The organism is Ruegeria sp. O11, from assembly GCF_056535285.1.
The window spans coordinates 178,541-203,271 of record NZ_JBQERS010000005.1 but is presented as its reverse complement, the minus strand read 5'-3'; the positions used below and the strand labels follow the sequence as shown (position 1 = coordinate 203,271).

The window sequence follows — 24,731 nt, the reverse complement described above, 5'->3', positions numbered from 1 at the left end:
ATTAGGACGCGGATTTCATCAATCCCCTGTTGTTGATTTCTTCCAATGCTTCGTCCAGCGATTTGTTAATGCGCACAAACATCTCATCGATATCCTCTGGCGTCAGGATCAGGGGTGGCGAGATGATCATCCGGTCGCCCACATGGCGCATGATCAGGTTGTTCGCAAAGCAGCGGTCGCGACAGATATACCCAATCGTGCCGGGTTCAGACGCAAATTTGGCGCGGCTGGATTTATCCGGTGTCAGCGCGATTGACGCCATCATTCCAACGATCTTAGCTTCGCCGACCAATGGGTGATCAACCAGTGCCTCCCATTTCTTCTTCAGATAGGGGGCCGCAACATCGCGGACATGATCCACAATTCCTTCTTCTTCCAGAATGCGCAGGTTTTCCAGCGCAACCGCAGCAGCAACGGGATGGCCGGAATATGTATATCCGTGGTTGAATTCGGTGTTGCCGATAACTTCAGCGATTTCATCATTTACGATAGACCCACCGATAGGCGCGTAGCCCGAGCTGAGTCCTTTGGCGATGGTCATGATGTGTGGTCTGATGCCGACAGTTTGTGACCCGAACCAATTCCCGGTCCGACCAAACCCGCAAATCACCTCATCTGCGATCAGCAGGATATCGTATTTGTCGCAAATACGTTGGATTTCCGGCCAGTAAGTGTCTGGCGCAACGATAACACCACCCGCACCCTGCACTGGCTCGGCGATAAAGGCTGCGACGCGGTTTTCACCAAGCTCTAGAATGGCCTCTTCCAATTCGCGTGCGCGGGCGAGGCCAAACTCCTCAGGGGCGAGGTCACCACCTTCGGCCCACCAGTTTGGTTGGTTAATGTGATGAATATTTGGAATCGGGATGCCGCCTTGCGCATGCATTCCGGCCATACCACCCAGCGATGCGGATCCGACCGAAGAACCGTGATAGGCATTCTTGCGGCTGATGATGATATTCTTGTCCGGCTGACCTTTCTCAGCCCAATAGGTGCGAACCAGACGGATATTGGTGTCATTCGCCTCGGACCCGCCAGCGGCGAAGAACACGTTGTTCAGATCTCCGGGTGCAAGTTCAGCAAGCTTGGCGGCCAGTGCGATGGCCGGGATGTGAGTCGTTTTGAAGAACGTGTTGTAATACGGCAGTTCGCGCATTTGACGGGCAGCGGCGTCGGCCAGTTCATCGCGGCCATAGCCGATATTGACGCACCAGAGCCCGGCCATGGCATCCAGAATCTCTTCACCTTCGCTGTCGGTCAGATACACGCCGTTGGCGCGGGTGATTACACGTGCGCCTTCCTCACCCAGCGATCCATTTGCCGAGAACGGGTGAATGTGATGCGCCGCATCCAGCGCCTGCAATTCGGCGGTGGGCATGTGATTGGTGATAGTGGACATCGGCGATTCTCCTGCAAGCGTGATTGCAGGACAGAATATGATCAAATTTTATACTGTCAATCGAATCGCTGCATTCTAGGTGCCGGGCAGGGCATCACCCATCATTCCCATACCTTGCTCAATGTCCTGTGCCGTTGCCAAAGCAGCCTTCTCCGCATCCTTATTGCGCAGTGCGACGATGATATCCTTATGTCTATCGGGTAGGCTTTGGGTGCCGAATCGACCGCAAACAATCCGCAGTGAAGGGCCGAACCTCAACCACAGACGTTCGGCCAGGTCGACCAGAATCGGGGCATCGGCATGCGAATACAGGTCTTGATGAAAGGCGTGGTTCAATCGCAGATATCCGCCAACATCCCCATCTGCAATCATGAGGTCGAGCCGTTGATCCAGCTTCTCCAGATGGTCAATTTCGGTCGACGAAATGTTCCTGGTGGTACGCCTTGAAAGCTCTGTTTCTATTGATATTCTTGCAAAAATCATCTGTTCGATATCATTGGCAGATAATAAGGGCACGCTGACCCGTCGGTTGCCTTGAAAGATCAGGGCGCCGTCAGAAATTAGGCGTCGTATCGCCTCGCGCACCGGGGTCATGCCTACGCCCAACGAATCAGTCAGACCCTGAATCGTTACCGGCTGTCCTGGCACAAGATCACCAAACAGGATCTGCGATTTCAGAGTGCGATAGACCTGTTCATGCGCAGGGCGTTTTTCTTCATCATCCGGCTGTGTGCTCGCCTTATTTTTGATCAAATCCAAATGGTTTACCTCAATCCGCGCGTTTCTATCTTGTCTGAATTTACACCTGTTCCGACCATAGGTGAAACTACTGCAAAACGCAAAACTTGATCAAATCCAAAAAAAAGTGAAAATAGCCGCATAATCGCAGGGAGAAGACTATGAAACTAAAAACGCTGGGGATGACAGCGATCGTCGCATTGGGGACTTCGGCCGCTTTTGCCGAAGAAGTGCGCGTCTATAACTGGTCCGACTATATTGACGAGGAGTTGCTGAGCAAATTCGAAGAAGAGACAGGCCTGACCCTGATCTATGACGTGTTTGATAGCAATGAGGTTCTGGAAACCAAAATGCTGGCCGGTGGGTCAGGTTATGATGTGGTTGTGCCTTCGGGGACGTTTTTGCAACGCCAGATTCAAGCTGGCGCGTTCCAGGAACTCGACGCAGCCAAACTATCGAATGCAGGAAACCTGTGGGATGTGATTCAGGAGCGCACCGCAGGGTATGACCCCAACAACGCTTATTCGATCAACTACATGTGGGGAACCACCGGCATCGGCTTGAATGTTGACAAGGTCAAAGAAGTTCTGGGCGACGATGTTGCGCTCAACAGCATGGATCTGGTTCTGAAGCCTGAAAACATGGAAAAGCTGGCCTCGTGCGGTGTCCATTTCCTGGATGCACCCGCCGAGATCATTCCGATGGTGCTGCAATATATCGGCGAGGACCCGGATAGCCATGACACGGACGTCATTGCGAAGACCGAAGAGGTTCTGACCGGCGTGCGTCCATATGTGCAGAAGTTCCACAGCTCGGAATACATCAATGCGCTTGCCAACGGTGATATCTGTGTGGCCGTCGGTTGGTCAGGGGACATTCTGCAAGCTCGGGATCGTGCCGATGAGGCAGAAAATGGTGTGGTCATCGAATACCATCCATTCGCGGAAGGCTCGCTGATGTGGTTTGACCAGATGGCGATACCTGTTGATGCACCAAATCCGGAAGGCGCACACAAGTTTCTGGACTTTATTCTGGATGCCAACAACATGGCTGCCGCGTCGAACTATGTTTACTACGCCAACGGTAACAAGGCTTCGCAAGAGTTCCTGGAAGAGGACGTAATCGGAGATCCGGCGATCTATCCGGATGATACGACGATGCAGAATCTCTATATCACCACGCCTTATCCGGCAAAAACCCAGCGGGTGGTGACTCGTCTCTGGACCAAGGTGAAATCAGGCACCTGATCTGATTGATGCGCAAGGCAGACAAACTGCCTTGCGCCATATTTATCCTGACCGATTACCGGGGGCCACTTTGAACACTGAAGTCTTTGCGCCGTGGGACGACCCGCAGGCGAAACCCTTGATCCAGTTCCAGAACGTCACCAAACGATTTGGCGCATTCACCGCAATCGATAACCTTTCGCTGGATATCTATGAGCGTGAGTTCTTTGCTCTGCTTGGGCCGTCGGGCTGCGGAAAGACCACGATGATGCGGATGCTGGCCGGTTTTGAAACTCCGACCGATGGCCATATCCTTCTTGGGGGTCAGGATATCGATCCGATCCCGCCCAATAAGCGGGCGGTGAACATGATGTTTCAGTCTTACGCCCTGTTCCCTCATCTGAGCATCTGGGACAATATCGCTTTTGGTCTGCGTCGGGACAACATGCCCAAGCGCGATCTGGAAGAACGAGTTGAAGAGATGTTGCGCCTGACCCGCCTTGAGCAGTTTGCGCGCCGTAAGCCGCATCAGATCTCGGGCGGTCAACGCCAACGCGTGGCGCTGGCCCGGTCATTGGCCAAAGCGCCAAAACTGCTTTTACTCGACGAACCCTTGGGGGCGCTGGATAAGAAGCTGCGTCAAGATACCCAATTCGAGTTGATGGACATTCAGGAAAAGACCGGCACGACCTTTGTCATCGTGACTCACGACCAGGAAGAGGCGATGACCGTTGCCAGCCGAGTGGCTGTCATGGATCAGGGCAAGTTGATGCAAGTGGCGACACCCGATCGCATCTATGAGACACCGAATTCCGTCTATGTCGCTGATTTTATCGGCGACGTGAACATCATCGAAGGGCGTGCCACGACACAAGGGGATGAAAGCTATCAGATCGATTGGGCCGAGGGTCAGCCACCGCTCACGGCGTCATCCGCGACCGCGTTGTCCAATGGGCAGGGCTGCCATCTGGCGATCCGTCCTGAGAAAGTGGCTATTTCAGCCGAGCGCCCCACAGATGCGATCAATGCGATCCAGGGCAAGGTGCATGACATCGCTTATCTGGGCAACCTGTCGACCTATCATGTTGAGCTGCCAAACGGCACGATCATCAAAGCACAAACGGCGAATACCCGTCGTATCTCGCGCCGCTCGTTTACTTGGGAAGACCCGGTCTGGCTGTCCTGGACAGCGACTGCCGCGGTCTTGTTGGAAAACTGATGCGTCGCGCTGTTCTGATCGCCATTCCCTATGTCTGGCTTCTGGCGCTGTTTCTGGTGCCGTTTTTTATCGTCCTGAAGATATCGTTTTCAGACACCGCACTTGCCATTCCGCCCTATACTCCGACGCTGGACCTGTCCGAAGGTTGGGCGGGTATCAAGGATTTCTTCAGCCAACTTGATCTGGAAAACTTTGTCTGGCTGACCGAGGATGATCTCTATTGGAAAGCCTACCTATCCAGCGTCAAAATCGCCCTGATTTCAACTATTCTTACACTGATTGTCGGCTACCCGATCGCCTACGCGATGGCGCGCGCGCCTGAAGAGTGGCGGCCCACATTCATGATGCTGGTTATCTTGCCCTTCTGGACGTCATTCCTAATCCGGGTCTACGCGTGGATGGGCATCCTCAGCAATGAGGGCTATCTGAACCAGTTGCTGCTGTGGACGGGCATTATCTCAACCCCGCTGACCATTCTTAACACCAATACGGCGGTCTATATTGGCATCGTTTACACTTACCTGCCCTTCATGATTCTGCCGATTTACTCGTCTCTAGAACGTATGGACGGGTCGCTGATCGAGGCCGCCGAAGACCTTGGGTGTTCACGCATGCAGGCTTTCTGGTTGATCACAATCCCTCTGTCACGCCCGGGTATCATTGCGGGTTGTTTTCTTGTGATGATCCCGGTGATTGGTGAGTTCGTGATCCCGTCGCTTCTGGGTGGCTCTGGAACTCTGATGATCGGTAAGGTTCTTTGGGAAGAGTTCTTCTCGAACCGCGACTGGCCGGTCGCCAGTGCGGTGGCCGTGGTTTTGCTACTGATCCTTGTGATTCCGATCGTACTGTTCCAGCGCAACCAGCAAAAGCAGACGGAGGCTGAACAATGAGCAGACTCAGCTGGTTCAACACGGTGTCGCTGACATTGGGGTTCTCGTTCCTGTATATCCCGATGATCATCCTGATCATTTTCAGCTTCAACGAAAGCAAGCTTGTCACCGTCTGGGCCGGGTTTTCGACCAAATGGTACGGAGAGCTCGTTCAGAACGAGGCGTTCCTTGACGCGGCATGGGTTACACTGCGGGTCGCTGTGTTCTCGTCGACTTTGGCGACGATCCTTGGCACGGCAGCGGCATATGTTTTGGTGCGTGGCGGGCGGTTTTTTGGACGAACGCTATTTTCGGGGATGATCTACGCCCCTCTGGTGATGCCAGAGGTGATAACGGGCCTGTCTCTGCTGCTGTTGTTCATCGGGATCGGGTTGGATCGGGGGATCCTGACCATCGTTCTGGCTCATACGACATTTTCCATGTGCTTCGTTTCGGTGGTCGTCTCTTCGCGCCTTGTTACATTTGATAGGTCGCTGGAAGAGGCCGCGCTGGATTTGGGGTGCTCGCCGGCGCAGGCTTTTCGCCTAGTGACGTTGCCGATCATTGCGCCCGCCGTGGTTTCCGGCTGGTTGTTGGCGTTTACCTTGTCACTTGATGATCTGGTCATTGCGTCCTTCACCTCAGGACCATCCGCCACGACACTTCCCATCAAGATTTTCTCGGCTGTGCGTCTGGGTGTCAGTCCAGAAATCAACGCGTTGTCGACGCTTATGATCGCTGTGGTAACATTGGGTGTCATCACCGCATCATTGGTGACCAAACGCGCGATGATGCGGCAAAAGCAGGATGAACAAGCCGCGGCGCGCACCGAATGAAGCGAATCTTTTCAGATTACGCCTATAGTGCGGCCCCTCGTTCAGGATGCTGGTGGGACGAGACGATTGAGGCACCTGATTGGCCCAAGCATCAAGGAGACTTGAAGGTCGATGTTGCCATTATTGGTGGCGGTTTCACGGGCATTTCTGCAGCGCTGCATTTAGCGAAAAAGGGCGTATCGGTTGCTGTGTTCGAGGCGAACGCTCCGGGCTGGGGCGCGTCAGGGCGAAACGGAGGATTCTGCTGTCTGGGTGGTTCGAAGCTCAGTGAAGCCACTCTCAGACGTCGTTACGGTGCAATTGAGGCAGCAGCATATTTTCAGGCTGAAAAAGACGCAGTGTCGTTGGTTGCCGATCTTCTGGCGCGTCATGAAATCGATGCGGACAGGCACTCGCGGGGTGAAACTCAACTGGCCCATTCCAAGCGAGCGATGGCACGACTACGTCAAAGCGTCGCCTCAGAAGGCCAGCTGCATGAGCAGCATGAACTGGCAGATTTAGGGTTGGGAGGCGCGTTTTTTGGCGGATACACAACGCCTATAGGTTTTGGTTTGAACCCTCGTAAGTACCTTTTTGGTTTGGCCAAAGCAGCGCAGACTGAGGGTGCAAAGTTGTACCAACACAGCCCGGTTCAGAAGATATGCAAAATCGCGCAAGGCTTTGATCTGCATACCCCCGCCGGTCATGTTCGGGCTTCGAACGTGCTAACCTGCACAAATGGGTATTCCAGCGAGGATTTACCCCGATGGCTGGCTGCGCGCTATATGCCGACGCAATCGACGGCTTTTGTCACACGCGTTCTGTCCCAAGACGAATTACAGGCTCAAGGCTGGACTTCGGATCAGATCGCATATGACACGCGCAACCTGCTGCATTATTTCCGGTTGATGCCCGATAGGCGGTTTCTGTTCGGAATGCGTGGGGGATTGATGTCGTCACCCCGTGCCGAAACGCGCATTCGGCAAAAGGCGTTGCAGGATTTCAGACGCTTATTTCCTGCGTGGGCCTCGATTGACGTTACGCATATCTGGTCCGGCATGGTCTGCCTGTCCCGCGCCCTCGTGCCCTTTGCGGGTCCGGTTCCGGATCAAGCCGGGTTGTTTGCGGGCTTTGCATATCACGGCAACGGCGTCGCTATGGGGACATATTGCGGGCGCGCTCTCGCCCGGATGGTCCTCGGGCAACCAAGCGAGCTTCCTTTGCCGATCAAGCAACCGCCGGCCCGTTTTCCATTGGGAAGATGGCGTCGTGCCTTGATGCCGCCAGCCTACGCATTGCTTGGGCTTGCAGACCTATAAGGCTTGGATTTCCAATTCAAAGGCCCGAACATATTCAGGTGATCCGTTTTCGAACCGCCACAGACAATAAGCCGCCATTCGCCAGCCATACCAAGAGCGCAGAGATAAGTATCGCGCAGTAACTTGGTGCCGATCATAGGCGATTAGAAAGCTCGTTACCTCCGCCTCCGACAGAGGTGCACCGCGATAAAGCTGTTGCATCGCGGGCGATAAAAATATCGCTAAGTCTTCGCATGGGTCACCCGAGGCCGGACATTGCCAGTCGATGAGTGTCAGCCCGGCTGATGATTGCAGAATGTTGCCCGCCACCGGGTCACCATGGATCAGACATCGCTCGGCAAGGGGTGGTATATGCCCCCGCGGTTTCAACGCGATCAGCCGCTGCGCCTCAGCGTTCTGGCAACTGCGCAAGATTTGCTCAGCATGGCATCTCAGATCCTCGCTGCCATTGCAGCCAGCGGGAAGGTCCAGATTTATCGAAAGACTGTGTAGTCGCCTTAGCAGAACAGCGACGTTCTCGACGCCTTCGCGCCATGGATTGCCTGGTGCATGATCGTAGTAAACCCAGCTCGCCTTCTCGAAAGACCCGGTTGCCCGAAGATTGGGCACGAAGCCGGTGCTGTTGAGTGCGCGCAAGCAGTTCGCCTCAAGTCTAGCGTCGTTGCGAAACAGCGGGTTCTGAAACGGTGCGCGATATAGCTTGAGGACCGCGTCGCTGTGATCCGACAGTACCTTCCAGACCTGATTTGTACGCCCACCGTACAGCACCTGAAATTGGGCTTGAACGTCTATAAGCCCTTGAGAATGCAGCTGGGCAACCAGCTTTGGCGGAGGTGGGATTTGGTCAGACAGGGAAATTACCAGATTGAGCAGCGAGTCGATTTTGCCAAGCTTTGACCTGCGCCGCCCAACAGATCAAGCACCTGTTCGTATCTGAGTAACCTCATCCGCAGATACTTCTGCTCCGCTTTCAAGTTTCAACATGACCGCGCCGTCACCAACCTTGGCCTCAACAACACGGCCAAAAGCTGCGGTGGGGGTTTCGGCCAGCAATTTGTCTCCCTTAAAGCTCGCGAGAGACGCAGAGTAGCTTCCTGCCAGAAACGCGGTGCCGGTACTGTCAACACCGTGCCATTCGAATTCGGTTTCATTGACGGGTACGGTAATTCGGTCGACCACGTCGCCCTGCGTGTTGCGGATGATCAGTTCAGCTCTGGTTGCATCAGGAGCTGCACTGGCAACGAGCGTAACGGGCTGATTTTCAAACTGAAATGGTGCGGCAACTTGAACATCCATACCAACCCAACTGGCAAGCTGGTTCAGATTGACCGATCTCAACGTCAAAGCCAGACCAGATAAAAGTTCATTTGCCTTGACCTGTTGCTCGACCATCGAAAACTGCGCGAGCTGCGAGGCATATTCTGATGAGTCCAATGGTTCCAGCGGATCCTGGTTTCGTGCCTGTACCGTCAGCATGCGCAGGAATGTCTCGAAATCCGACGTCAAAGCAGAACGTTGCGCGTTGCTGGGTACCTCTGAGGTGGCGATTGGATTTGCGGTTGAACTCGACGGGGTGATCATCGCTTAAAGCCTCACATCAAGGCCACCACGCTGGCCGGATTGAATTGTTGGTGCACTATGAGTCTCATCAACAGCGACTTCCGATGTGTCAGAGAACTGCTGCGCCTCGGGGTCTTTTTCTTGCTCGGCTGTGTTACCGGACAGGCCCAGATCAAGTGACATACCTTGGTATCCAAGTTTCTCGAATTCAGAGGATAACAGCGCAATGTGCCGCCGCATCAAATCATGCGTTTCTGGCCGTTCCGTCATGATCATCAGATGCAACCCATCTTCAAGGTTGGTTAATGTGATCGAGACGCGGCCCAGTTCCTCGGGGTTGAGGGCGATGTCTACGCCCTGAGCGCCAGGCCTTGCTGAGATGACGGCTACTAATTGGCCCGCAATGGCGCGGGCATATTCGGCGCGATGGGGTATAAATGGTGTTGTGCCCATGGTTTCCCGCTGGGTGGGCACAGATGTGGCTTCTTTGAGTGTCGGAATATCGAGAATCTCGTGGTCTGTTGCAGGTTCGCGGATTGTATCTACAGGAGCTATATTTGTGGCTTGGGCCGATATCAGCGCATTTGTGGCGCTAGCTGTTTGCTGCTGCGAGACTACTTTAAATACCGACGCGATCGGTGTGTCTAAATCCGGGCGGATTCCGACTTCGGCCGAATTTCGAGACCGAATTGGGCGTGCATTCGAATTCGGGTTGATCCCGTACGGACCTAGCGTCCGTGTGAGCATCCGTTTTTCAACTTTATCGGATTTTTGTTCCGGCGCTGCCGGGATTTCGGACGCTGCCGGGGTGGTCGAACGTATTGTTTTCGACCTATTTGTCTGATCGGTTGGTGAAGTGGATATGTTCTGATTAGACACCGGTCCTACAGCGGGCGAGGGTACTGCTATTTCCGACTTTCTCGGCGCTTGCAATTCGCTGTCCGCAAGCGTCAACAGTTGCGGAAACGCAGCCTCAGGATTTGGCAACTCCTCATCACCGTTTTGGGATAGTGGTTCCTCATTAGTTCTAACAGAGTCGTTGATTTCGACATCCGGCTGTTCTTCTACTGCGACTTTCTGTTTTGAAATTGTTGGCAAGCTCTCAGGATCGTTCAACTCGGCCTCTTCGTTCATGACGTCCTCAAAGGCCTGAGCTCCCTTGTTCTCTCGCGCTCCCCCGTGCTGGGCATCGGATTTGCCTCCTGTTGTGGTTGAGGCCGTCAAAACGGTCAGCGGGTTGGACATTTCTTGCTCCGGCTGTGTTTGCCTGACCCTGACTCTGACCTCAGGAAGTTACAATTATTTTAACTGCTTTCCTCTTTGATCATGAAAGTTCGAAGCAATTTACGGAGAATCCAATGTCGATATCAGCGATTGGAGCAACGACGCCGGCCGCTCAAGCTTCAGATAAGCTTAGAGCTGCCTCAATCGAGCTTGAGGCGACCTTTCTCGCCGAGATGTTGAAATCCGCGGGCCTTGGGCAGGCGCGGCAATCGTTCGGAGGAGGCGCAGGTGAAGATCAGTTTTCTTCGTTTCTAGTTCAGCAGCAGGCCCAGCAGATGGCCCGCGCTGGTGGAATTGGTCTGTCAGAGGTTCTCTTTAATGCAATGATGGAGAAGGCCGATGGGTGAAAATCCGATAAAGGCGTTGGAGGATCTGCTGGATCAGGAGCGTAAGGCATTGATAGGCGGCGATCTTGACGACCTGAACCGATTGGCACCTGAAAAGGAAGACCTGATTGATGCTCTCAACGGCCTGAAAGTCATTGATAGCGACGACCTTGCTCGTGTTCAGATGAAAGTCGCGCGTAATCAGGCACTATTGACCAGTGCAGCCGAGGGCATCCGCGCAGTTGCTGAACGCATGTCGGAACTGCGTCGCGTGCGTCAGGAGTTCAGTACTTATGACGCGGCGGGTCAGCGGAATGGGTATTCGGTGCGCTTGCAGGCAAAGCTGGAGAAGCGTGCATAAGGCTGGGTTTGATTCAAATCCAAAGCTTTGGATTTATTCGTCTTAGCACTCCGTTAGGGGATCAGGGTCAAAGTTGGGATTGCACCTGGAACAGCAGGTGGCGCGAAGGCCACAGGGCGCGACGCAAAGGTCAGAACGACGGAATGCCCGCCGGTTCGGTGGGTCCAACATGGGCGTCGAAGGCGCTCGAACGCAAAGAGGATGACAAATATGTCCAGCATTCTGACGAACAATGGCGCAATGGTTGCGCTGCAAACTCTCAAATCCGTAAACAAGAACCTGGCGATGACGCAGAACGCGATTTCGACCGGTAAAGATGTGGCGACAGCCAAGGACAACTCTGCCGTCTGGGCTATTTCCAAAGTGATGGAATCGGACGTTAAGGGTTTCAACGCCATCAAAGACAGCCTGGCGCTGGGTGAATCCACAGTGGCAGTTGCACGGAACGCTTCGGAAACGGTTACAGATCTGCTGAACCAGATGAAAGGCAAGATTGTTGCGGCACAGGAAGACAATGTCGACCGCGGCAAGATCAATGACGATGTGACGGCATTGCGGGACCAGATCGCATCGGTCGTAGGCGCGGCGCAATTCAATGGTCTAAATCTAGTCGATGGGTCGGCAGGTACAGCATCCATTCTTGCGTCGCTGGACCGTGATAGCGCTGGAAACGTAAATGCATCATCAATTTCGGTAGCGAGCCAGGATTTGTCGACCGGCGGCTATGCGTCGAAGGGGGTTCTGGCGGGGTCGGATAACGTAACCACCGACAATGATGCGGCCGGGTTCACAATGGATAAGTCCGGCGGTTCGGGTGATATCGTTATCGACAGCTCGACTGACAACTTTGCTGCTGGTGACCAGGTGTCGATTACCATCGGTGACAAAGTTGCTTCCTATACGGTTCAAGCTGGAGATCTGGACCCGTCGGGCACCTACGACTCAGCTTATACTGATGCGATTGTCGCAGTTGGGTTGAAGAACCAGATTGATGCCTTGGGTATTACCGGTGTGGCTATCGACTATGACTCCAGCGCGGCGGGTACGCTCTCATTCGTTACCGGGACTGCGACAGCGGGTGCTGACGCAGATCGCGATGTGACCGTTTCGGCGCAATTCACCAATGCCGGAGCAGGCGGTTTGGGTGCGTTGTCGTCGATTGACGTATCGACCGATGCAGGTGCCGCGGCAGCACTAGGAACCATCGAGACACTGATCAACACCGCGATTGATGCATCGGCCGCATTTGGTTCGTCGCAGGGCCGGATTGAAACCCAGAAAGAGTTCATCTCGAACCTGGCGGACTCGTTCAAATCCGGTATTGGCTCATTGGTCGACGCCGACATGGAAGAGACGTCGGCGCGGTTGCAGGCTCTGCAGGTGCAACAACAACTGGCGACGCAATCTCTTTCGATTGCGAACCAGGCTCCGCAGTCCATCCTGTCGCTGTTCCGCTAATTCAGGAACTTAGCCGGGGCGCGCGCGCCGTGCCCCGGCTTTAACTGCCCGCTGATGGACAATCGGAAGGATTTCAAGTGACTCCGCAAACGCTCGCCCAACGCGCTTATGCGCAATCTGCTGCGCCGACGCGAACGCCCCGGGATACGGAATATGAGGCGATATCCAAAATCACACACCGTCTGAAGTCTGCGGCAGCACGCAGGGAAACGGATTTTAGCGCCTTCGTCCAGGCATTGCATGAAAACCGCCGGTTATGGAGCGTGTTGGCGACCGATGTTGCGGATGCTGATAATGCACTGCCGAACAATCTGCGGGCTCGAATATTTTATCTCGCTGAATTCACGGAACAACACAGCAGCCAGGTGTTGGGAAATAAAGCGACAGTAGAGCCGCTGCTTGAAATCAACATGGCAGTCTTGCGAGGACTACGTCAAATGAGGGGGAATTGATGGGCGGTCTGGTGCTAAAGCTTGCCCCAAAAGAGCGGGTTCTGATCAACGGTGTCGTCATCGAAAATGGTGACCGCCGCAGCAGATTTTCCATCATGACACCGCAAGCCAAAGTTCTGCGTCTGCGCGATGCAATTCACCCTGAGGAGGTGAACACCCCAGTGCGTCGTGTCTGCTATGCGGCACAGCTTGTGCTGTCTGGTGACACTGAACCCGATCAAGCGCGTCAGCAGTTGCTGCGACGCGTAGAGGAGTTAAGCCAGGTCTTTACAGATACCGATAGCCGCCGAGTGTTAGCCGATGCCACAGAAGCGTTGGTGGCCGAGCAATACTATAAGTGCCTAAAAGCGTTGCGCTCTTTATTACCACGAGAAGAGCGGTTGATGGCGTATGAGCAATGACCTTTCAACCGGTCGTACCCACTGGTGGAATTGTGGGCTGGCGATTTCTTCAGCGGACGTATGACGCGCAACTGCAAAGTTTTTCGAACTCGTCGATTAATGAGCGTGAGACAGCGTATTTTCTGAAAAACATAGGAAATGTTCGCTCGGCTGAAGATCTGGTTGCTGATCGTCGCTTGCTACAGATCGCCTTGGGCGCTTTTGGCCTCGAAGATGATCTGAACAATCGGTTTTTCATTCAAAAGATCCTGTCGGACGGTACTCAGGCGGAGGATGCATTGGCGAATAGGTTGTCTGACAACCGATATCGTGACTTTGCAAAAGCTTTTGGATTGGGGCCGGGTGAGATTCCCAAGACGAGTTTGGTCAGCGCGATGGAGAAGATCGCCGAAGATAATCTGACCGCTCGGTTCGAAATATCGGTTGGTGAATCCGATGAAATGATGCGTATCGCATTATTCACGCAGCACGCCTTGAGCGAGATAGCTCAACAAGGTGGAAGTGAGAACAGAAAATGGTTCGACCTTATGGGATTGCCACCGTTGCGCAATATGATGGAAACGGCATTAGGCCTGCCCAGATCATTTGCACAGTTGGATTTAGACAAACAACTTGAAGTCTTTAAGGATCGGTTGCATCGCGCCACCGGATCCTCGGATCTGGCGCAATTTACGGATATAGAAGCCGTCGAAAAATTGACAGATACCTATCTGACCCGCAGCCAGATCGCGCAAATCCAGAGTGTAACTTCACCTGCACAGACGGCTTTGATCCTGCTGGGTGGCGGGTTTTGATACTAAATTCCTGATCTCGGACGGAGTTCGATCTGGGTCAGAAATCGCTAAAGCTCTGAAGCGTGAATTCGAGTGTGTTAAAGACCAGGCTTCAGCAACTAGGTGTTCAGATCTTTCGACGCGTCGTATCCGCTAACAATTTAAGTATCCGGTTAGATATCTGCAGAAGCTTGCAGTGCAAAAGAACTAATCGGTTGCGAAACGTTATGCAGCTTGATCTCTCCTAACGGGATGGCCTGTTTGCAGGCGGGCTCGATATCGTGTGATACAACGATTCTGTGGCCAGCTGTTTTGCCATATTCCCCTAGTCTGGCGGCGATATTGGCCGCTTGTCCGATCACTGTAAAATCCAGCCGTTCTTGTGAGCCGACATTGCCGTAAGTAACACGACCATAGGCGACGCCTATTGAGCAATCGCAATGATAGTCATTTTCGCCGTTGCGCAGCTCAGCCAGTTTCTCGACGATCTCAATCGCGGAGAGCTGCGCGTTGGTCCGGGCATTAGCGGCGTCGTCCCCCGCCGGGAAAACAGCTAGTACCGCGTCGCCGATGAATTTCAACACTTCTCCATCATGGTCGTGCACGATCCCCGATACTGTTTCGAAGAACGCGTTCAGCAAATCGATGTATTCATCGCGGCCCAACGTCTCTTCGAGCGCGGTTGAGTTGCGCAGATCACAGAACATTATGGCCGCATCGATATCATCGCCATCACCTCGGCGGATTTCACCGCCCAAAACCCGAGCGCCCGATCGTTTGCCAACATAGGTTTCAAGCAAAACCTGGGCGTTTTCGCGCTGCATGAAGACCTCGTAGAAGCGCGCGATTACTGAAGAGCACTCAAAAACCAGGCCAAGGTTTTCTGTTGTGAATCCATCGGGGTGATCACTGGTCAGAGTCAGGACGTTTATTCGCCCATCTGAAAAGGGTAGTGGCATGGCAACATAGTCTGTTGCCCCTTTGGCGCGCAGATCTTCGATGATCGGAAAACTGTTATGGGGATTGTCGTTGTTCAGGCGTTGACGCACGCCGCCTAGGCCATTTGAGACGTGGCGCAGTGGGCTGTTGGTAAAGGCAGGATGATCGTGGATCTCGTAGGTCGGGGTGTGGGTCGAAATCTCGGCCGTGTCCTTTTCCCAGATGTAGTGTTTGCCTGCGATCAACGGGTGCAGCGACCAGACCAGGATGCTAAGGCGTTGTATTGCGATGCCGTGTTCCAGCATTTTCTCGGCCAGTGCTTTGGTGAAAGCATCAGGTGTTTCGATATCCGACGCTCCGCGCATCAACCAGTCGATCAAAGGCCCGCTGATATTGCCGTCATCGGGTTGCCGAAGTTGGTTTTCTCCAAGGTCGATCCGCGTCGCCGTGTTGGGCATAAAGCCGATATGTCCTTGAATGGCTGCGCTTTCGGGAAAGGCATCTTCATAGGCCCAAATCGAATTTCTCAAGTGCTCTTCCGGCAGGCTGATGTCGTGATAGGTTGCGGTGCCCTTGAAGGGGCAGAATGTTTGCAACTCAGTCTCGGGGCTGAGTTCCACGCACAGATCTTCACGCGGGATGTAAACTGCAGGGGGCAGCCGCGTTTCATACATAACCTTGGCATTATGGCTTTCGGCTAGCAGGATATCACCACGGTAGATCGCAATCCGCCCTTTTAACGGTTCAACCGAAATACCATAGCCTTTGACATTTGGTGTGGCATGGACGTTCATCTGCAACCTCCCCTGGCCAAGCCCTTATATGATGGGCCTTCAGGGTGACGATTCCAAGATGTGTACACAGATTTTACCGCGGTGAAGCAGTCAGACCATCTGAATAACGTCTTTTTCGATCGACAACATGTAGCCTTTTTTTGCGATGTTTTTCACCAGCAATTCACTGACCATCTGATTGCCGAGTGCGTCCCTTAGGCGTTTGATGCGGGTGGCACCAGCGGCTTCTTCGCAATCGATCACGTTCCGCCCTGAAATCATGGCTTCGATCTGCGCACCGGACAGAACTTCGTCATCCAGCCGGGATTCGGCTAGTACCGATAGGGTTTCCATTGCTGCGGGAGTCAGCCTGAAATCCATGTTGTTGAGGTAGACCGTGTTTTCCTCCCGGCTGATTAGCAGCGAGGTCACCTGAATCCCGGTCCGTTCAATCTGCGCCATGCGGCGATTCAGCAATACCAGCATAACCAGAAATACCAACGCAGTGATCAGCATCGCGGTTGCAAATACCAACAGGACAAAAATCACCATCCTATAGCTGGACAACGTATCGGCGAATGCTGTGCCGGATTGGGCCAGTATTTCCAGCAGGCGGATTTCGGATTGTGAGGTCAGGTCAGACTCGACAAACAACCGCTCGACACGCGCGTTGAAAGCGTTCGCATCCGGTAGCGTCCAGAACAGGAAAACCGCTGCAGTCACCAGGATCGCGACGATTGCCGCTATCCCCAGACCAACCAGCCGAACCCCCGAGCGGCGTGCTTCAGTAACGGAGATAGAATTTTCCGGCATTGGCCTTCCTTTGATCCAATCCATTCGCCTCAAAAACGGTCATCACGTTCAGCAGGGTCCAGCCGTTTGATTTCAGCCGCTTTGCGACTTCGTTCCGGGCCGAGCCCTTATCGCAGCTTGAGACCTGCATGACGCCATAGTGCAGGCGCAAGGGATTGTCCTGCTTGGCTTTGTAGTCGGCAAAGCAATCTGCCGCGACGGCCTGCGACCCAACCGATATCAGGGCCGTCAGAGCCAGAGAAGAGAGGATCTGTTTCATGGGCTGCATCCTGCGCATGGGTTGGGCGGATATTCAATAACCTCAGGGGTTTTGAGGTGCTGATATTGGATAACAGATTGCCGTTATTGCTTGTCTGAAGGGGGAGGTCGCAATGTCGGGTCATCAGTTTTGCGGTCGTTAACAGGCCTGCCCCATTATCCGAAAGGACACGTATCATGCACCGGAAGTTCATTGCTCTGATCATCGCAACCGCCGTCGCCATCACCGGGATCTCAGCGTCACAGGCACGCGCGGCGGATACCCGAGATATACTCGGCGGATTGGCTGCAATCGCGATCATAGGTGCTGCGGCCAACCACTATCATCAAGAGAAAAAGCGCGACGAAGAGGCAGAACGCCGCAAGCGTCATAGGAAGGCGGAAGCCAAGGCGAAGAAGGCCAAGAAAAAACATGCTGTACGCCCGTTGCCAAAGCGGGTGGCCCGTTATGATCTGCCGCAGCGCTGCCTACGCACGTTCAATGCCTATTCGAGCAATCGTCCCTTGCTTGGGCCGAACTGCCTTAAGAAGCACTATAAACATGCCGATAGCCTGCCACACCAATGCAAGGTTGGTTTCTGGAATGGTAAAAGGGTAAAACGGGCATACGAACCCGCCTGCCTGCGCCAGAAAGGATACCGCGTCGTTTACCAGTAACCGGTTTCGAGCAGGAGTGGCGCCACAGAAGCGCCACGCGGGAGAGGGTGGCGCAAGCTGCCCTCTTCTTTTTTCTTGCGCCCGGCAAGGAAACGCGGTTTGCCAATTGTATGACGACACCTGATTTCGAACTCGAACGGGCTTTGCTGGCGCGCGGATACACCCGAATTGCCGGGGTGGATGAGGTTGGGCGTGGTCCATTGGCCGGGCCGGTTGTTGCGGCAGCGGTGGTATTGAATTCGCAGGATATTCCGGACGGGCTGAACGATTCCAAAAAACTGACGGCCAAACGTCGCGTTGGTTTGGATGAGACATTGCGCAATCGGGCAGAGGTCGCGGTGGCCGAAGCCACAGTCGCCGAGATAGATGAGCACAACATTCTGCGCGCCTCACATCTGGCGATGGTGCGTGCGGTCGCGGCGCTCGACCCTGCACCGGATTTTCTGCTGATCGATGGAAACCTGATCCCGCGCGGGATGAAACTGCCCTCGCAGGCGGTGGTGAAGGGCGATGCACGGTCGGTGTCGATTGCGGCGGCGTCAATCATCGCGAAAACCTGGCGCGATCAGTTGATGGTGGATTTGGCGCAACAGCATCCCGGCTACGGGTGGGAGGCAAATGCCGGATATCCGACAAAACAGCACCGCGAGGCGCTGCGAAATCTCGGGGTGACCCCACACCATAGACGTTCGTTCAAACCGGTCCACAATATCTTGTATCAAGAGTAAATCGTAAGTCGCTGATTCAAAAAAGAAATTGACGGCGAATCATCTTTGACTCATCCTTGTCTCAACCAAATGAGCGCAAAAGCGCCGTGGAACTGAGGCAGTGATATGACCACAATCAAGACGAAGGGCGCAACCGCGCTCCCTTTAAACACGATTCTATCCGGGGACTGCATCGAGGTGATGAACAGTCTGCCCGAGGCGTCGGTTGATCTGATTTTTGCGGACCCCCCTTATAATCTGCAGTTGAAAGGCCAGTTGCACCGGCCAGACAACTCTCAGGTCGATGCGGTCGATGATCACTGGGATCAATTCTCAAGCTTTGGCGCCTATGACCAGTTCACGCGTGAATGGCTGAAAGCGGCGCATCGTTTGCTGAAGCCCAATGGTGCGATCTGGGTGATAGGGTCTTATCACAACATTTTCCGCGTGGGTTCCGCCCTGCAGGATGCGGGCTATTGGATTCTGAATGATGTGGTTTGGCGAAAATCGAACCCGATGCCGAATTTCCGCGGCAAGCGCTTCACCAATGCGCATGAGACGATGATCTGGGCCTCCAAACGTGAGGGTGCGAAATACACGTTTAACTACGAAGCGCTGAAAGCGCTGAATGAAGGCGTACAGATGCGCAGCGATTGGGTGCTGCCGATCTGCACAGGGCATGAGCGCTTGAAGGATGAAAATGGCGACAAGGCGCATCCGACACAGAAGCCAGAATCACTGCTGCATCGTGTTTTGATTGGCTCGACCAATCCGGGTGATGTTGTGCTCGATCCCTTCTTTGGTACTGGCACCACGGGTGCTGTCGCGAAAATGCTTGGGCGAGAGTTCATCGGTATCGAACGCGAAGAAAGCTATCGCAAGGTGGCTGAAAAGCGCATCGCCAAGGTCCGTAAATTCGACCGCGAGGCGCTGGAAGTCAGTGCCAGCAAACGCGCCGAGCCACGCGTGCCATTTGGCCAATTGGTCGAACGCGGCATGCTGCGTCCGGGTGAGGAGCTTTATTCCATGAACCAGCGCCACAAGGCCAAGGTACGCGCGGATGGGACGTTGGTAGGCGACAACGTCAAGGGCTCGATCCATCAAGTGGGGGCGCATCTTGAAAACGCGCCGTCCTGCAATGGCTGGACTTACTGGTGCTTCAAACGCGATGGCAAGACTGTGCCAATTGATGTGCTGCGTCAGCAGATCCGATCAGAGATGCATAGCTGATTTACTCAATACCGCCGGTGCCTGTGGCCTGACACAAGGCACTAAGCCTTGCCCCGCCGTTTAGGCGGGGTCTTTTGTTTTCCTCTATAGGATGTTTGCATAGGGTAGCCCCTGACAGCGCATATGGGAGACCGATGCAATGACCGAGACAACCGCCAGTCAATCTCGTCTGAGCAGACTGTTCTTCACGCAGCCGGACAATTATGACCTAGACAACAAGTACACCGAAGCCGCGCTGGAACGAAATAAGCGTGAGGGTTTGGAGCTTGCAGTTCGGGCGCGTTGGATCGCAATGGCCTTTACAGCACTATTGCTGATTTACCTGAACCCCCACTGGGAGGTTCTCTGGTACCATTTCATTCTGTTGCTGATCTGCGCCAATGGTTGGCTGATCCGACGTGCGGGGCGCGTTGGTCAGTCCCGAACAGAGCTATTATTGATCTTCATTGATCTGCTGATCATGACATTGGGTATGATCGTTCCTAACCCGTTCAGCGACGATGTGCGGCCGCTGGCAATGCAGTATCGGTTCGACAACTTCCAGTATTTCTTCATCATTCTGGCTGCAGGAACTCTTGCCTATTCTTGGCGTACCGTCATTGCGATTGGAACTTGGACGGCGTTCATGTGGACAGCAGGTTGGGTGATCGCATGGTGGGTCTCCACCCCGATACCGGGGATCAGCGAGCGCGTATCCGAGGCCTTGGCAGGTTATCCAGACGTCGCAGAATTCATGGATCCCAACAGTTTCATGCCGACGCTTCGTATTCAGCAGGTGATTGTTTTTGTCATGGTTGCAGTGACGCTTGGTGTTTCGATGCGGCGCCTCAATCGCTTGTTGATGTCGAATGCCGGGCTTGAACGTGAGCGTGCGAACTTGTCGCGCTATTTCTCTCCGAATGTGGTTGATGAGCTCAGCCAGAACGATGAGCCTTTGAAGCAGGTCCGCAAAGAAGACATCGCGGTTCTTTTCATCGACATCGTTGGGTTCACCAAATTTTCTGCGGGGCGCGATCCGTATGAGGTTATCGAGGTCTTGCGCGGGTTCCATGCGCGGATGGAGACAGAGGTGTTTCGCCATCATGGAACGCTAGACAAGTATCTTGGAGACGGATTGATGGCGACGTTTGGCACACCGCTGCCGGGTGAATTGGATGCGAGCAATGCATTGGCTTGTGCCCGGTCGATGGTCGATATGATCGACCGCTGGAATATTGATCGCAAACGCGCCGGTGAGGCAGAGATTCAGATCGGAGTAGGGGTTCACTATGGCTCAGTTGTCCTGGGTGATATCGGAGCGAACCGGCTGGAGTTCGCCGTGATAGGCGATGCGGTAAATGTTGCTGCAAAGCTTGAGGCCATGACGCGCGAATGCGCTGCCCGCATAATTATCAGCGATGCATTGCGCACCCAAGCGTTGCAAGAAACACCGAACTCAGAAGACTTGATGGCAGGATTTGAACAGCGGCCGGATCAGACGGTGCGAGGTGTCGCCGCCCCGATGGATTTTTGGGTTCTCCAAAAATAGGGGCTCCCGCCTGTCAGAACCGCATCAAAGATGCGATCCTTCCTGTTGGGCGGGGCAGCACACTGGCGCGTGCTGCGGTTAGGTGCGAGGCAGAGGGTTCTGCGCCTTGTTATAGGGCTGCCAGTCGGCGATCTCGGGATAGTATTGACGTCGCCACGCTCGGACCTTGGGGTTCATGATGCGTCGCCACAATGGTGGGATCATCGCAGCAATTGTCATGACCGGATACCCATATGGCAGTTGCGGGGCGGCGTCCTGGGAATGGTGTTGCAGCAAAGGGAACCTGCGGCTTGGTTTGTAATGGTGATCCGAATGGCGTTGCAGGTTGATAAGTAGCCAGTTCGACGCTTTATGCGACGCATTCCACGAGTGGCGCGGGTGGACGTGTTCGTACTTCCCGTCGCCAAGATATTTGCGCGTCAGGCCGTAATGTTCGACATAGTTGACCAATTCTAGCTGCCAGATCGCGGTACCTGCCTGCAGTAGGAACAAGCCTAGCCCGGCCCATCCTCCGAGCAGGTACGCCAGAAGCAGCATGGTCGATTGCAAGGCCCAATACCGCCAGAAGGGGTTCGTGGAAGCTGTCCAGGGGCGGTCTTTGCGGGCCAGTTTGTTCGCTTCGGCGTGAAACGCCGATTTTAGACTTTGGCGCAGGACGCGCGGATAAAAACGGTGGAAGCCTTCGTTGTAGCGTGCGGTCACAGGGTCGCGTGGGGTGCCAACATAGCGGTGGTGGACCAGCAGATGTTCGGACCGGAAATGGGAGTAAAGCACCATCGACAGCAGGATATCACCCAGCCATCGTTCCAGCTTTCCTTTCTGGTGCATCAACTCGTGGCTGTAATTGATTCCGATCGTGCCTGAAATAACGCCCATACCGAAGAACACGCCGATTTTTTCGATTGTGGTCAGTCCCGTTGTACGGGTCGTGTACCAGATCAGGCCGTAAAGCGTGAGGAACTGCACCGGAGCCCATGCTTTGGTCAGCCAAATATACCAGTCCAGCGCTTCATCTGGCGCATCCGGGTCGGCATTTTCCAAGTTAAGCCCCGTCAGTTGATCCAGCACAGCAAAGGCCCACCAAGTTGAAAGAGGCACAAGCAAGACCCACCAACCACCAGCGAAGGAAGTCATCCAAATGAGTGGGACCAGCAGGTATGAGACCCAAAATGGAACGGCAGATTGCCAGCGAGAGAGGGTGTCAGATGCAATCATCTTGGGGCTCCAAAACGTTGCCCGAACAGTAGACCGCTCTTTATGTTTTGCACAGCGGTCTATTGGCCGCGCCAGAGATCGAAACCCTTGCGCATAACGGTGGGTAAGTCGCTGGGTTTGAACTGGTGTTTGTCCATGATCACAAGATCGTCCGGAGTAAACCCATCGGGCAGTTTGGTCGTCCAGATACGCAGGATCAGGTGAAAATGGGTGAAAGTGTGCCGCACTTCGCCCGGTATTTCTTGCCAACGCGCCCGGAACGGAGGATTTTCTACAGGCGTATCGGACCAGTCCGAGCCGGGCCAGCCCAACATGCCGCCCAGCAGGCCTTTGTCGGGGCGGCGTTCCAATAGCAGAGCGCCATCACTGCGTTGGGCGATATAGATATGGCCCAGCCGTGTAGGTTTCGGTTTCTTGGGTGTTTTTTGCGGTAATTCTGTCTGCGTACCCGCAGCCCGCGCCAGACAGGGCGCATAGAGTGGACAAATCCCGCAAGCTGGAGATTTAGGGGTGCAGATCGTCGCGCCTAAATCCATAACCGCCTGAGCATGATCCCCGGGCCGCAGCAGTGGTGTCAGTGACGCGGCCTTTTCTTTCAACAGGGGTTTTGAACCAGGCAGGGGATCGTGAATGTCAAATAACCGCGCCATGACTCGTTCGACGTTGCCGTCCAAAACAGTCTCGGATTGATCAAATGCAATCGCTGCAATAGCAGCAGCGGTGTAGGGCCCAATTCCCGGCAGTTTCAGTAATCCGTCGTATCTCTCGGGGAATCGACCATCATATTCAGCAGCGACAACGCGCGCGCATTTCAATAAGTTGCGCGCGCGGGCGTAATAGCCAAGGCCAGCCCACTCGCCCATGACCTGATCGTCTTGGGCCTGTGCCAAGGCTTTGACAGTGGGCCAACGGGTGGTGAATCTGATGAAATAGTCGCGCACAGCGGCTACGGTGGTCTGCTGTAGCATAACTTCGGAAAGCCAGACCCGATAGGGATCAGGCATGACACCGGCGGCGCGATCCACCGGGCCAATGCGCCACGGCATTTCCCGCGCGTGGCGGTCGTACCAGTCCAACAGCGTCTTGCTCAGGTCGATTTCGGTGCAGTCACGCAAGTTTTATGTAACTCCCTGTCGGGTTTCACTGGCGCACAGGTCGCAGCTTATTACAATAGCCGCGCAAGAGTTGGAAACCAGATGCAACGCAGACGTTCTTCGACCCGCGGGTTCAAGCGCACCGCCACTTTGCTGAATGACCGGATCAGGCAGGCCGGGGAAAGCCGGGGTTTTGCCGTCTCGCGCCTTTTGACTCATTGGGCCGAGATTGTGGGCCAGGACATCGCGTCGATCGCTCGGCCGGTGAATGTAGGATACGCCAAGGGCGGATTTGGGGCGACGCTGACGGTGCTGACAACCGGGCCGCAGGCTCCAATGCTGGAGATGCAGAAAGAGCAGCTCCGTGACAAGGTGAATGCCGTCTATGGTTACAACGCGATCAATCGGGTACGTATCACCCAGACCGCGCCGACCGGATTTGCCGAGGGGCAGGCGAGTTTCGATCATAAACCGAAACAGACAAAACCTGTTGTTTCACCAGACGTTGCAGCTGAGGCCGACAATGTGTCGCGCGCAGTTCATGATGAAGATTTGCGTGCAGCCCTTGAACGATTGGGCCGCAACGTTTTATCCAGACAGAAACACTAAGAAAGGGCTGAGGAATGAGCCGGATTGCAACCGTAATATGTGCGGCTGTCGCCGTAGCCGCTGGCGGCTATTGGCTGACAACGTCGAGTAATACGATCCCTTCGAACCCGCTTGTCGGTACCGCCGAGGCGCAAGAGGCGGATCTGGACACGTCAACCATCGTTGAGATGGTACAGGGTGCCGAAGACGCGCCAGTCGAGATCATCGAATATGCATCATACACTTGTCCGCACTGCGCGAATTTCCATCAGGGCGCGTATAAGCAGCTCAAGAAGGACTTCATCGACACGGGCAAGGTCAAGTTCACCTACCGCGAGGTGTATTTCGACCGCTATGGCCTTTGGGCATCGATGGTGGCGCGGTGTGCGGGCCCCGAGAAGTTCTTTGGCATTACCGATCTGCTGTATGAAGGTCAGTCCGAATGGACTCGCGCCGGAGGTCCCGCCGAAATCGTTGACGAGCTGCGCAAGATTGGTCGTCTAGCAGGTATCGACAATGATCAGCTTGAAGCCTGCTTGCAGGACGGCACCCGCGCGCAGACGTTGGTAGCCTGGTACCAAGAGAACGCTGAACGTGATGGAATTCAGGCGACACCCTCTTTCATCGTGAATGGCAAGAAGGTTGATAACCAGTCTTATGACGACTTCAAGAAGTTGATCGAAGACGAGCTGGGCAGCTAATTCCTGTTGGGCCAGCCTGTATCGGGCT

27 protein-coding genes are annotated in these 24,731 nt (G+C 54.5%); 17 read left to right on the top strand and 10 right to left on the bottom strand.

The genetic code is table 11. The features are described 5' to 3' along the window. Window position 1: 1 nt before the first annotated feature. Together ACRZ91_RS12590 and ACRZ91_RS12585 are read right to left on the bottom strand one after the other, a co-directional pair. Window positions 2-1,399, bottom strand: coding sequence for an aspartate aminotransferase family protein (locus ACRZ91_RS12590; RefSeq protein ID WP_480905807.1), 1,398 nt, complete (start codon window positions 1,397-1,399; stop codon window positions 2-4). Window positions 1,400-1,474: 75 nt separating this feature from the next. After that, a complete protein-coding gene (locus tag ACRZ91_RS12585; RefSeq protein ID WP_480905804.1) occupies window positions 1,475-2,158 on the bottom strand; it encodes a GntR family transcriptional regulator in 684 nt (227 codons plus the stop codon). A gap of 140 nt (window positions 2,159-2,298) precedes the next feature. Here ACRZ91_RS12585 and ACRZ91_RS12580 point away from each other — a divergent pair, with 140 nt between their 5' ends. From ACRZ91_RS12580 to ACRZ91_RS12560, 5 genes are all read left to right on the top strand, one after another. Further along, window positions 2,299-3,384: a polyamine ABC transporter substrate-binding protein gene (locus tag ACRZ91_RS12580; protein ID WP_010440724.1), complete on the top strand. Its 1,086-nt coding sequence runs from the start codon at window positions 2,299-2,301 to the stop codon at window positions 3,382-3,384. 70 nt (window positions 3,385-3,454) lie between these two features. Then, entirely contained in the window at window positions 3,455-4,582 is a 1,128-nt protein-coding gene (locus ACRZ91_RS12575) for an ABC transporter ATP-binding protein (protein ID WP_170476362.1), read from the top strand. Continuing rightward, a complete protein-coding gene (locus tag ACRZ91_RS12570; protein WP_170476360.1) occupies window positions 4,582-5,472 on the top strand; it encodes an ABC transporter permease subunit in 891 nt (296 codons plus the stop codon). The genes ACRZ91_RS12575 and ACRZ91_RS12570 overlap by 1 nt, the downstream gene beginning before the upstream one ends. Further along, window positions 5,469-6,287, top strand: coding sequence for an ABC transporter permease (locus tag ACRZ91_RS12565; protein ID WP_480905799.1), 819 nt, complete (start codon window positions 5,469-5,471; stop codon window positions 6,285-6,287). The genes ACRZ91_RS12570 and ACRZ91_RS12565 overlap by 4 nt, the downstream gene beginning before the upstream one ends. After that, a complete protein-coding gene (locus ACRZ91_RS12560) occupies window positions 6,284-7,585 on the top strand; it encodes an NAD(P)/FAD-dependent oxidoreductase (RefSeq protein WP_480905796.1) in 1,302 nt (433 codons plus the stop codon). The genes ACRZ91_RS12565 and ACRZ91_RS12560 overlap by 4 nt, the downstream gene beginning before the upstream one ends. Here the strand turns inward: ACRZ91_RS12560 and ACRZ91_RS12555 are convergent. The 3 genes from ACRZ91_RS12555 to ACRZ91_RS12545 form a co-directional block, all read right to left on the bottom strand. Beyond that, window positions 7,580-8,353 (bottom strand): aminoglycoside phosphotransferase family protein, encoded by a 774-nt coding sequence (locus ACRZ91_RS12555; protein WP_480905793.1) that lies wholly within the window; start codon window positions 8,351-8,353, stop codon window positions 7,580-7,582. The genes ACRZ91_RS12560 and ACRZ91_RS12555 overlap by 6 nt on opposite strands. A gap of 147 nt (window positions 8,354-8,500) precedes the next feature. Continuing rightward, entirely contained in the window at window positions 8,501-9,166 is a 666-nt protein-coding gene (locus ACRZ91_RS12550) for a flagellar hook capping FlgD N-terminal domain-containing protein (RefSeq protein WP_480905790.1), read from the bottom strand. Between the two features lie 3 nt (window positions 9,167-9,169). Continuing rightward, window positions 9,170-10,390: a flagellar hook-length control protein FliK gene (locus ACRZ91_RS12545; RefSeq protein WP_480905787.1), complete on the bottom strand. Its 1,221-nt coding sequence runs from the start codon at window positions 10,388-10,390 to the stop codon at window positions 9,170-9,172. 113 nt (window positions 10,391-10,503) lie between these two features. On the opposite strand from ACRZ91_RS12545, the gene ACRZ91_RS12540 reads away from it, so the two are divergent. The 6 genes from ACRZ91_RS12540 (at window position 10,504) to ACRZ91_RS12515 (ending at window position 14,221) form a co-directional block, all read left to right on the top strand. Beyond that, entirely contained in the window at window positions 10,504-10,776 is a 273-nt protein-coding gene (locus tag ACRZ91_RS12540) for a rod-binding protein (RefSeq protein ID WP_480905784.1), read from the top strand. Beyond that, window positions 10,769-11,116, top strand: coding sequence for a flagellar biosynthesis protein FlgN (locus ACRZ91_RS12535; protein WP_480905781.1), 348 nt, complete (start codon window positions 10,769-10,771; stop codon window positions 11,114-11,116). The genes ACRZ91_RS12540 and ACRZ91_RS12535 overlap by 8 nt, the downstream gene beginning before the upstream one ends. 210 nt (window positions 11,117-11,326) lie before the next feature. Continuing rightward, entirely contained in the window at window positions 11,327-12,574 is a 1,248-nt protein-coding gene (locus ACRZ91_RS12530) for a flagellin (protein ID WP_170545302.1), read from the top strand. Between the two features lie 77 nt (window positions 12,575-12,651). Then, window positions 12,652-13,026: a flagellar biosynthesis regulator FlaF gene (gene flaF / locus ACRZ91_RS12525; RefSeq protein WP_170771591.1), complete on the top strand. Its 375-nt coding sequence runs from the start codon at window positions 12,652-12,654 to the stop codon at window positions 13,024-13,026. Beyond that, window positions 13,026-13,427: a flagellar biosynthesis repressor FlbT gene (gene flbT / locus ACRZ91_RS12520; protein WP_170545296.1), complete on the top strand. Its 402-nt coding sequence runs from the start codon at window positions 13,026-13,028 to the stop codon at window positions 13,425-13,427. Before flaF ends, flbT begins: the two co-directional genes overlap by 1 nt. After that, a complete protein-coding gene (locus tag ACRZ91_RS12515; protein ID WP_480905776.1) occupies window positions 13,424-14,221 on the top strand; it encodes a DUF1217 domain-containing protein in 798 nt (265 codons plus the stop codon). Before flbT ends, ACRZ91_RS12515 begins: the two co-directional genes overlap by 4 nt. 152 nt (window positions 14,222-14,373) lie before the next feature. Here ACRZ91_RS12515 and ACRZ91_RS12510 read toward each other — a convergent pair whose 3' ends face one another. From ACRZ91_RS12510 to ACRZ91_RS12500, 3 genes are all read right to left on the bottom strand, one after another. Continuing rightward, window positions 14,374-15,933 (bottom strand): DUF427 domain-containing protein, encoded by a 1,560-nt coding sequence (locus tag ACRZ91_RS12510; RefSeq protein ID WP_170476332.1) that lies wholly within the window; start codon window positions 15,931-15,933, stop codon window positions 14,374-14,376. Window positions 15,934-16,023: 90 nt separating this feature from the next. Further along, the gene (locus ACRZ91_RS12505) at window positions 16,024-16,725 is read right to left on the bottom strand and encodes a helix-turn-helix domain-containing protein (RefSeq protein WP_170476330.1); all 702 of its coding nucleotides are present in this window, start codon (window positions 16,723-16,725) and stop codon (window positions 16,024-16,026) included. Further along, window positions 16,697-16,984 carry a hypothetical protein gene (locus ACRZ91_RS12500; protein ID WP_170476327.1) on the bottom strand — a complete coding sequence of 96 codons (288 nt, stop codon included), beginning with the start codon at window positions 16,982-16,984 and terminating at the stop codon, window positions 16,697-16,699. The genes ACRZ91_RS12505 and ACRZ91_RS12500 overlap by 29 nt, the downstream gene beginning before the upstream one ends. A gap of 176 nt (window positions 16,985-17,160) precedes the next feature. Here ACRZ91_RS12500 and ACRZ91_RS12495 point away from each other — a divergent pair, with 176 nt between their 5' ends. The 4 genes from ACRZ91_RS12495 to ACRZ91_RS12480 all read left to right on the top strand — a co-directional run bounded on the left by ACRZ91_RS12495 (window position 17,161) and on the right by ACRZ91_RS12480 (window position 21,105). Next, a complete protein-coding gene (locus ACRZ91_RS12495; protein WP_480905772.1) occupies window positions 17,161-17,640 on the top strand; it encodes a hypothetical protein in 480 nt (159 codons plus the stop codon). 110 nt (window positions 17,641-17,750) lie between these two features. Then, window positions 17,751-18,368, top strand: a complete 618-nt coding sequence (locus tag ACRZ91_RS12490; RefSeq protein WP_480654006.1) for a ribonuclease HII — start codon at window positions 17,751-17,753, stop codon at window positions 18,366-18,368. 105 nt (window positions 18,369-18,473) lie between these two features. Further along, window positions 18,474-19,577, top strand: a complete 1,104-nt coding sequence (locus ACRZ91_RS12485; protein WP_170545279.1) for a site-specific DNA-methyltransferase — start codon at window positions 18,474-18,476, stop codon at window positions 19,575-19,577. Window positions 19,578-19,716: 139 nt separating this feature from the next. Further along, window positions 19,717-21,105, top strand: coding sequence for an adenylate/guanylate cyclase domain-containing protein (locus ACRZ91_RS12480; protein ID WP_480905769.1), 1,389 nt, complete (start codon window positions 19,717-19,719; stop codon window positions 21,103-21,105). Between the two features lie 78 nt (window positions 21,106-21,183). On the opposite strand, the gene ACRZ91_RS12475 is transcribed toward ACRZ91_RS12480, so the two are convergent. Both ACRZ91_RS12475 and ACRZ91_RS12470 read right to left on the bottom strand, forming a co-directional pair. Then, entirely contained in the window at window positions 21,184-22,320 is a 1,137-nt protein-coding gene (locus ACRZ91_RS12475; RefSeq protein ID WP_480905766.1) for an alkane 1-monooxygenase, read from the bottom strand. Window positions 22,321-22,379: 59 nt separating this feature from the next. Then, window positions 22,380-23,366 carry an A/G-specific adenine glycosylase gene (locus ACRZ91_RS12470; protein WP_480905907.1) on the bottom strand — a complete coding sequence of 329 codons (987 nt, stop codon included), beginning with the start codon at window positions 23,364-23,366 and terminating at the stop codon, window positions 22,380-22,382. A gap of 150 nt (window positions 23,367-23,516) precedes the next feature. Between ACRZ91_RS12470 and ACRZ91_RS12465 the strand changes: the two genes are divergently transcribed. Then, a complete protein-coding gene (locus tag ACRZ91_RS12465) occupies window positions 23,517-24,023 on the top strand; it encodes a DUF721 domain-containing protein (protein ID WP_480905763.1) in 507 nt (168 codons plus the stop codon). A gap of 14 nt (window positions 24,024-24,037) precedes the next feature. Next, window positions 24,038-24,703 (top strand): DsbA family protein, encoded by a 666-nt coding sequence (locus ACRZ91_RS12460; protein WP_170771577.1) that lies wholly within the window; start codon window positions 24,038-24,040, stop codon window positions 24,701-24,703. Window positions 24,704-24,731: the final 28 nt, after the last annotated feature.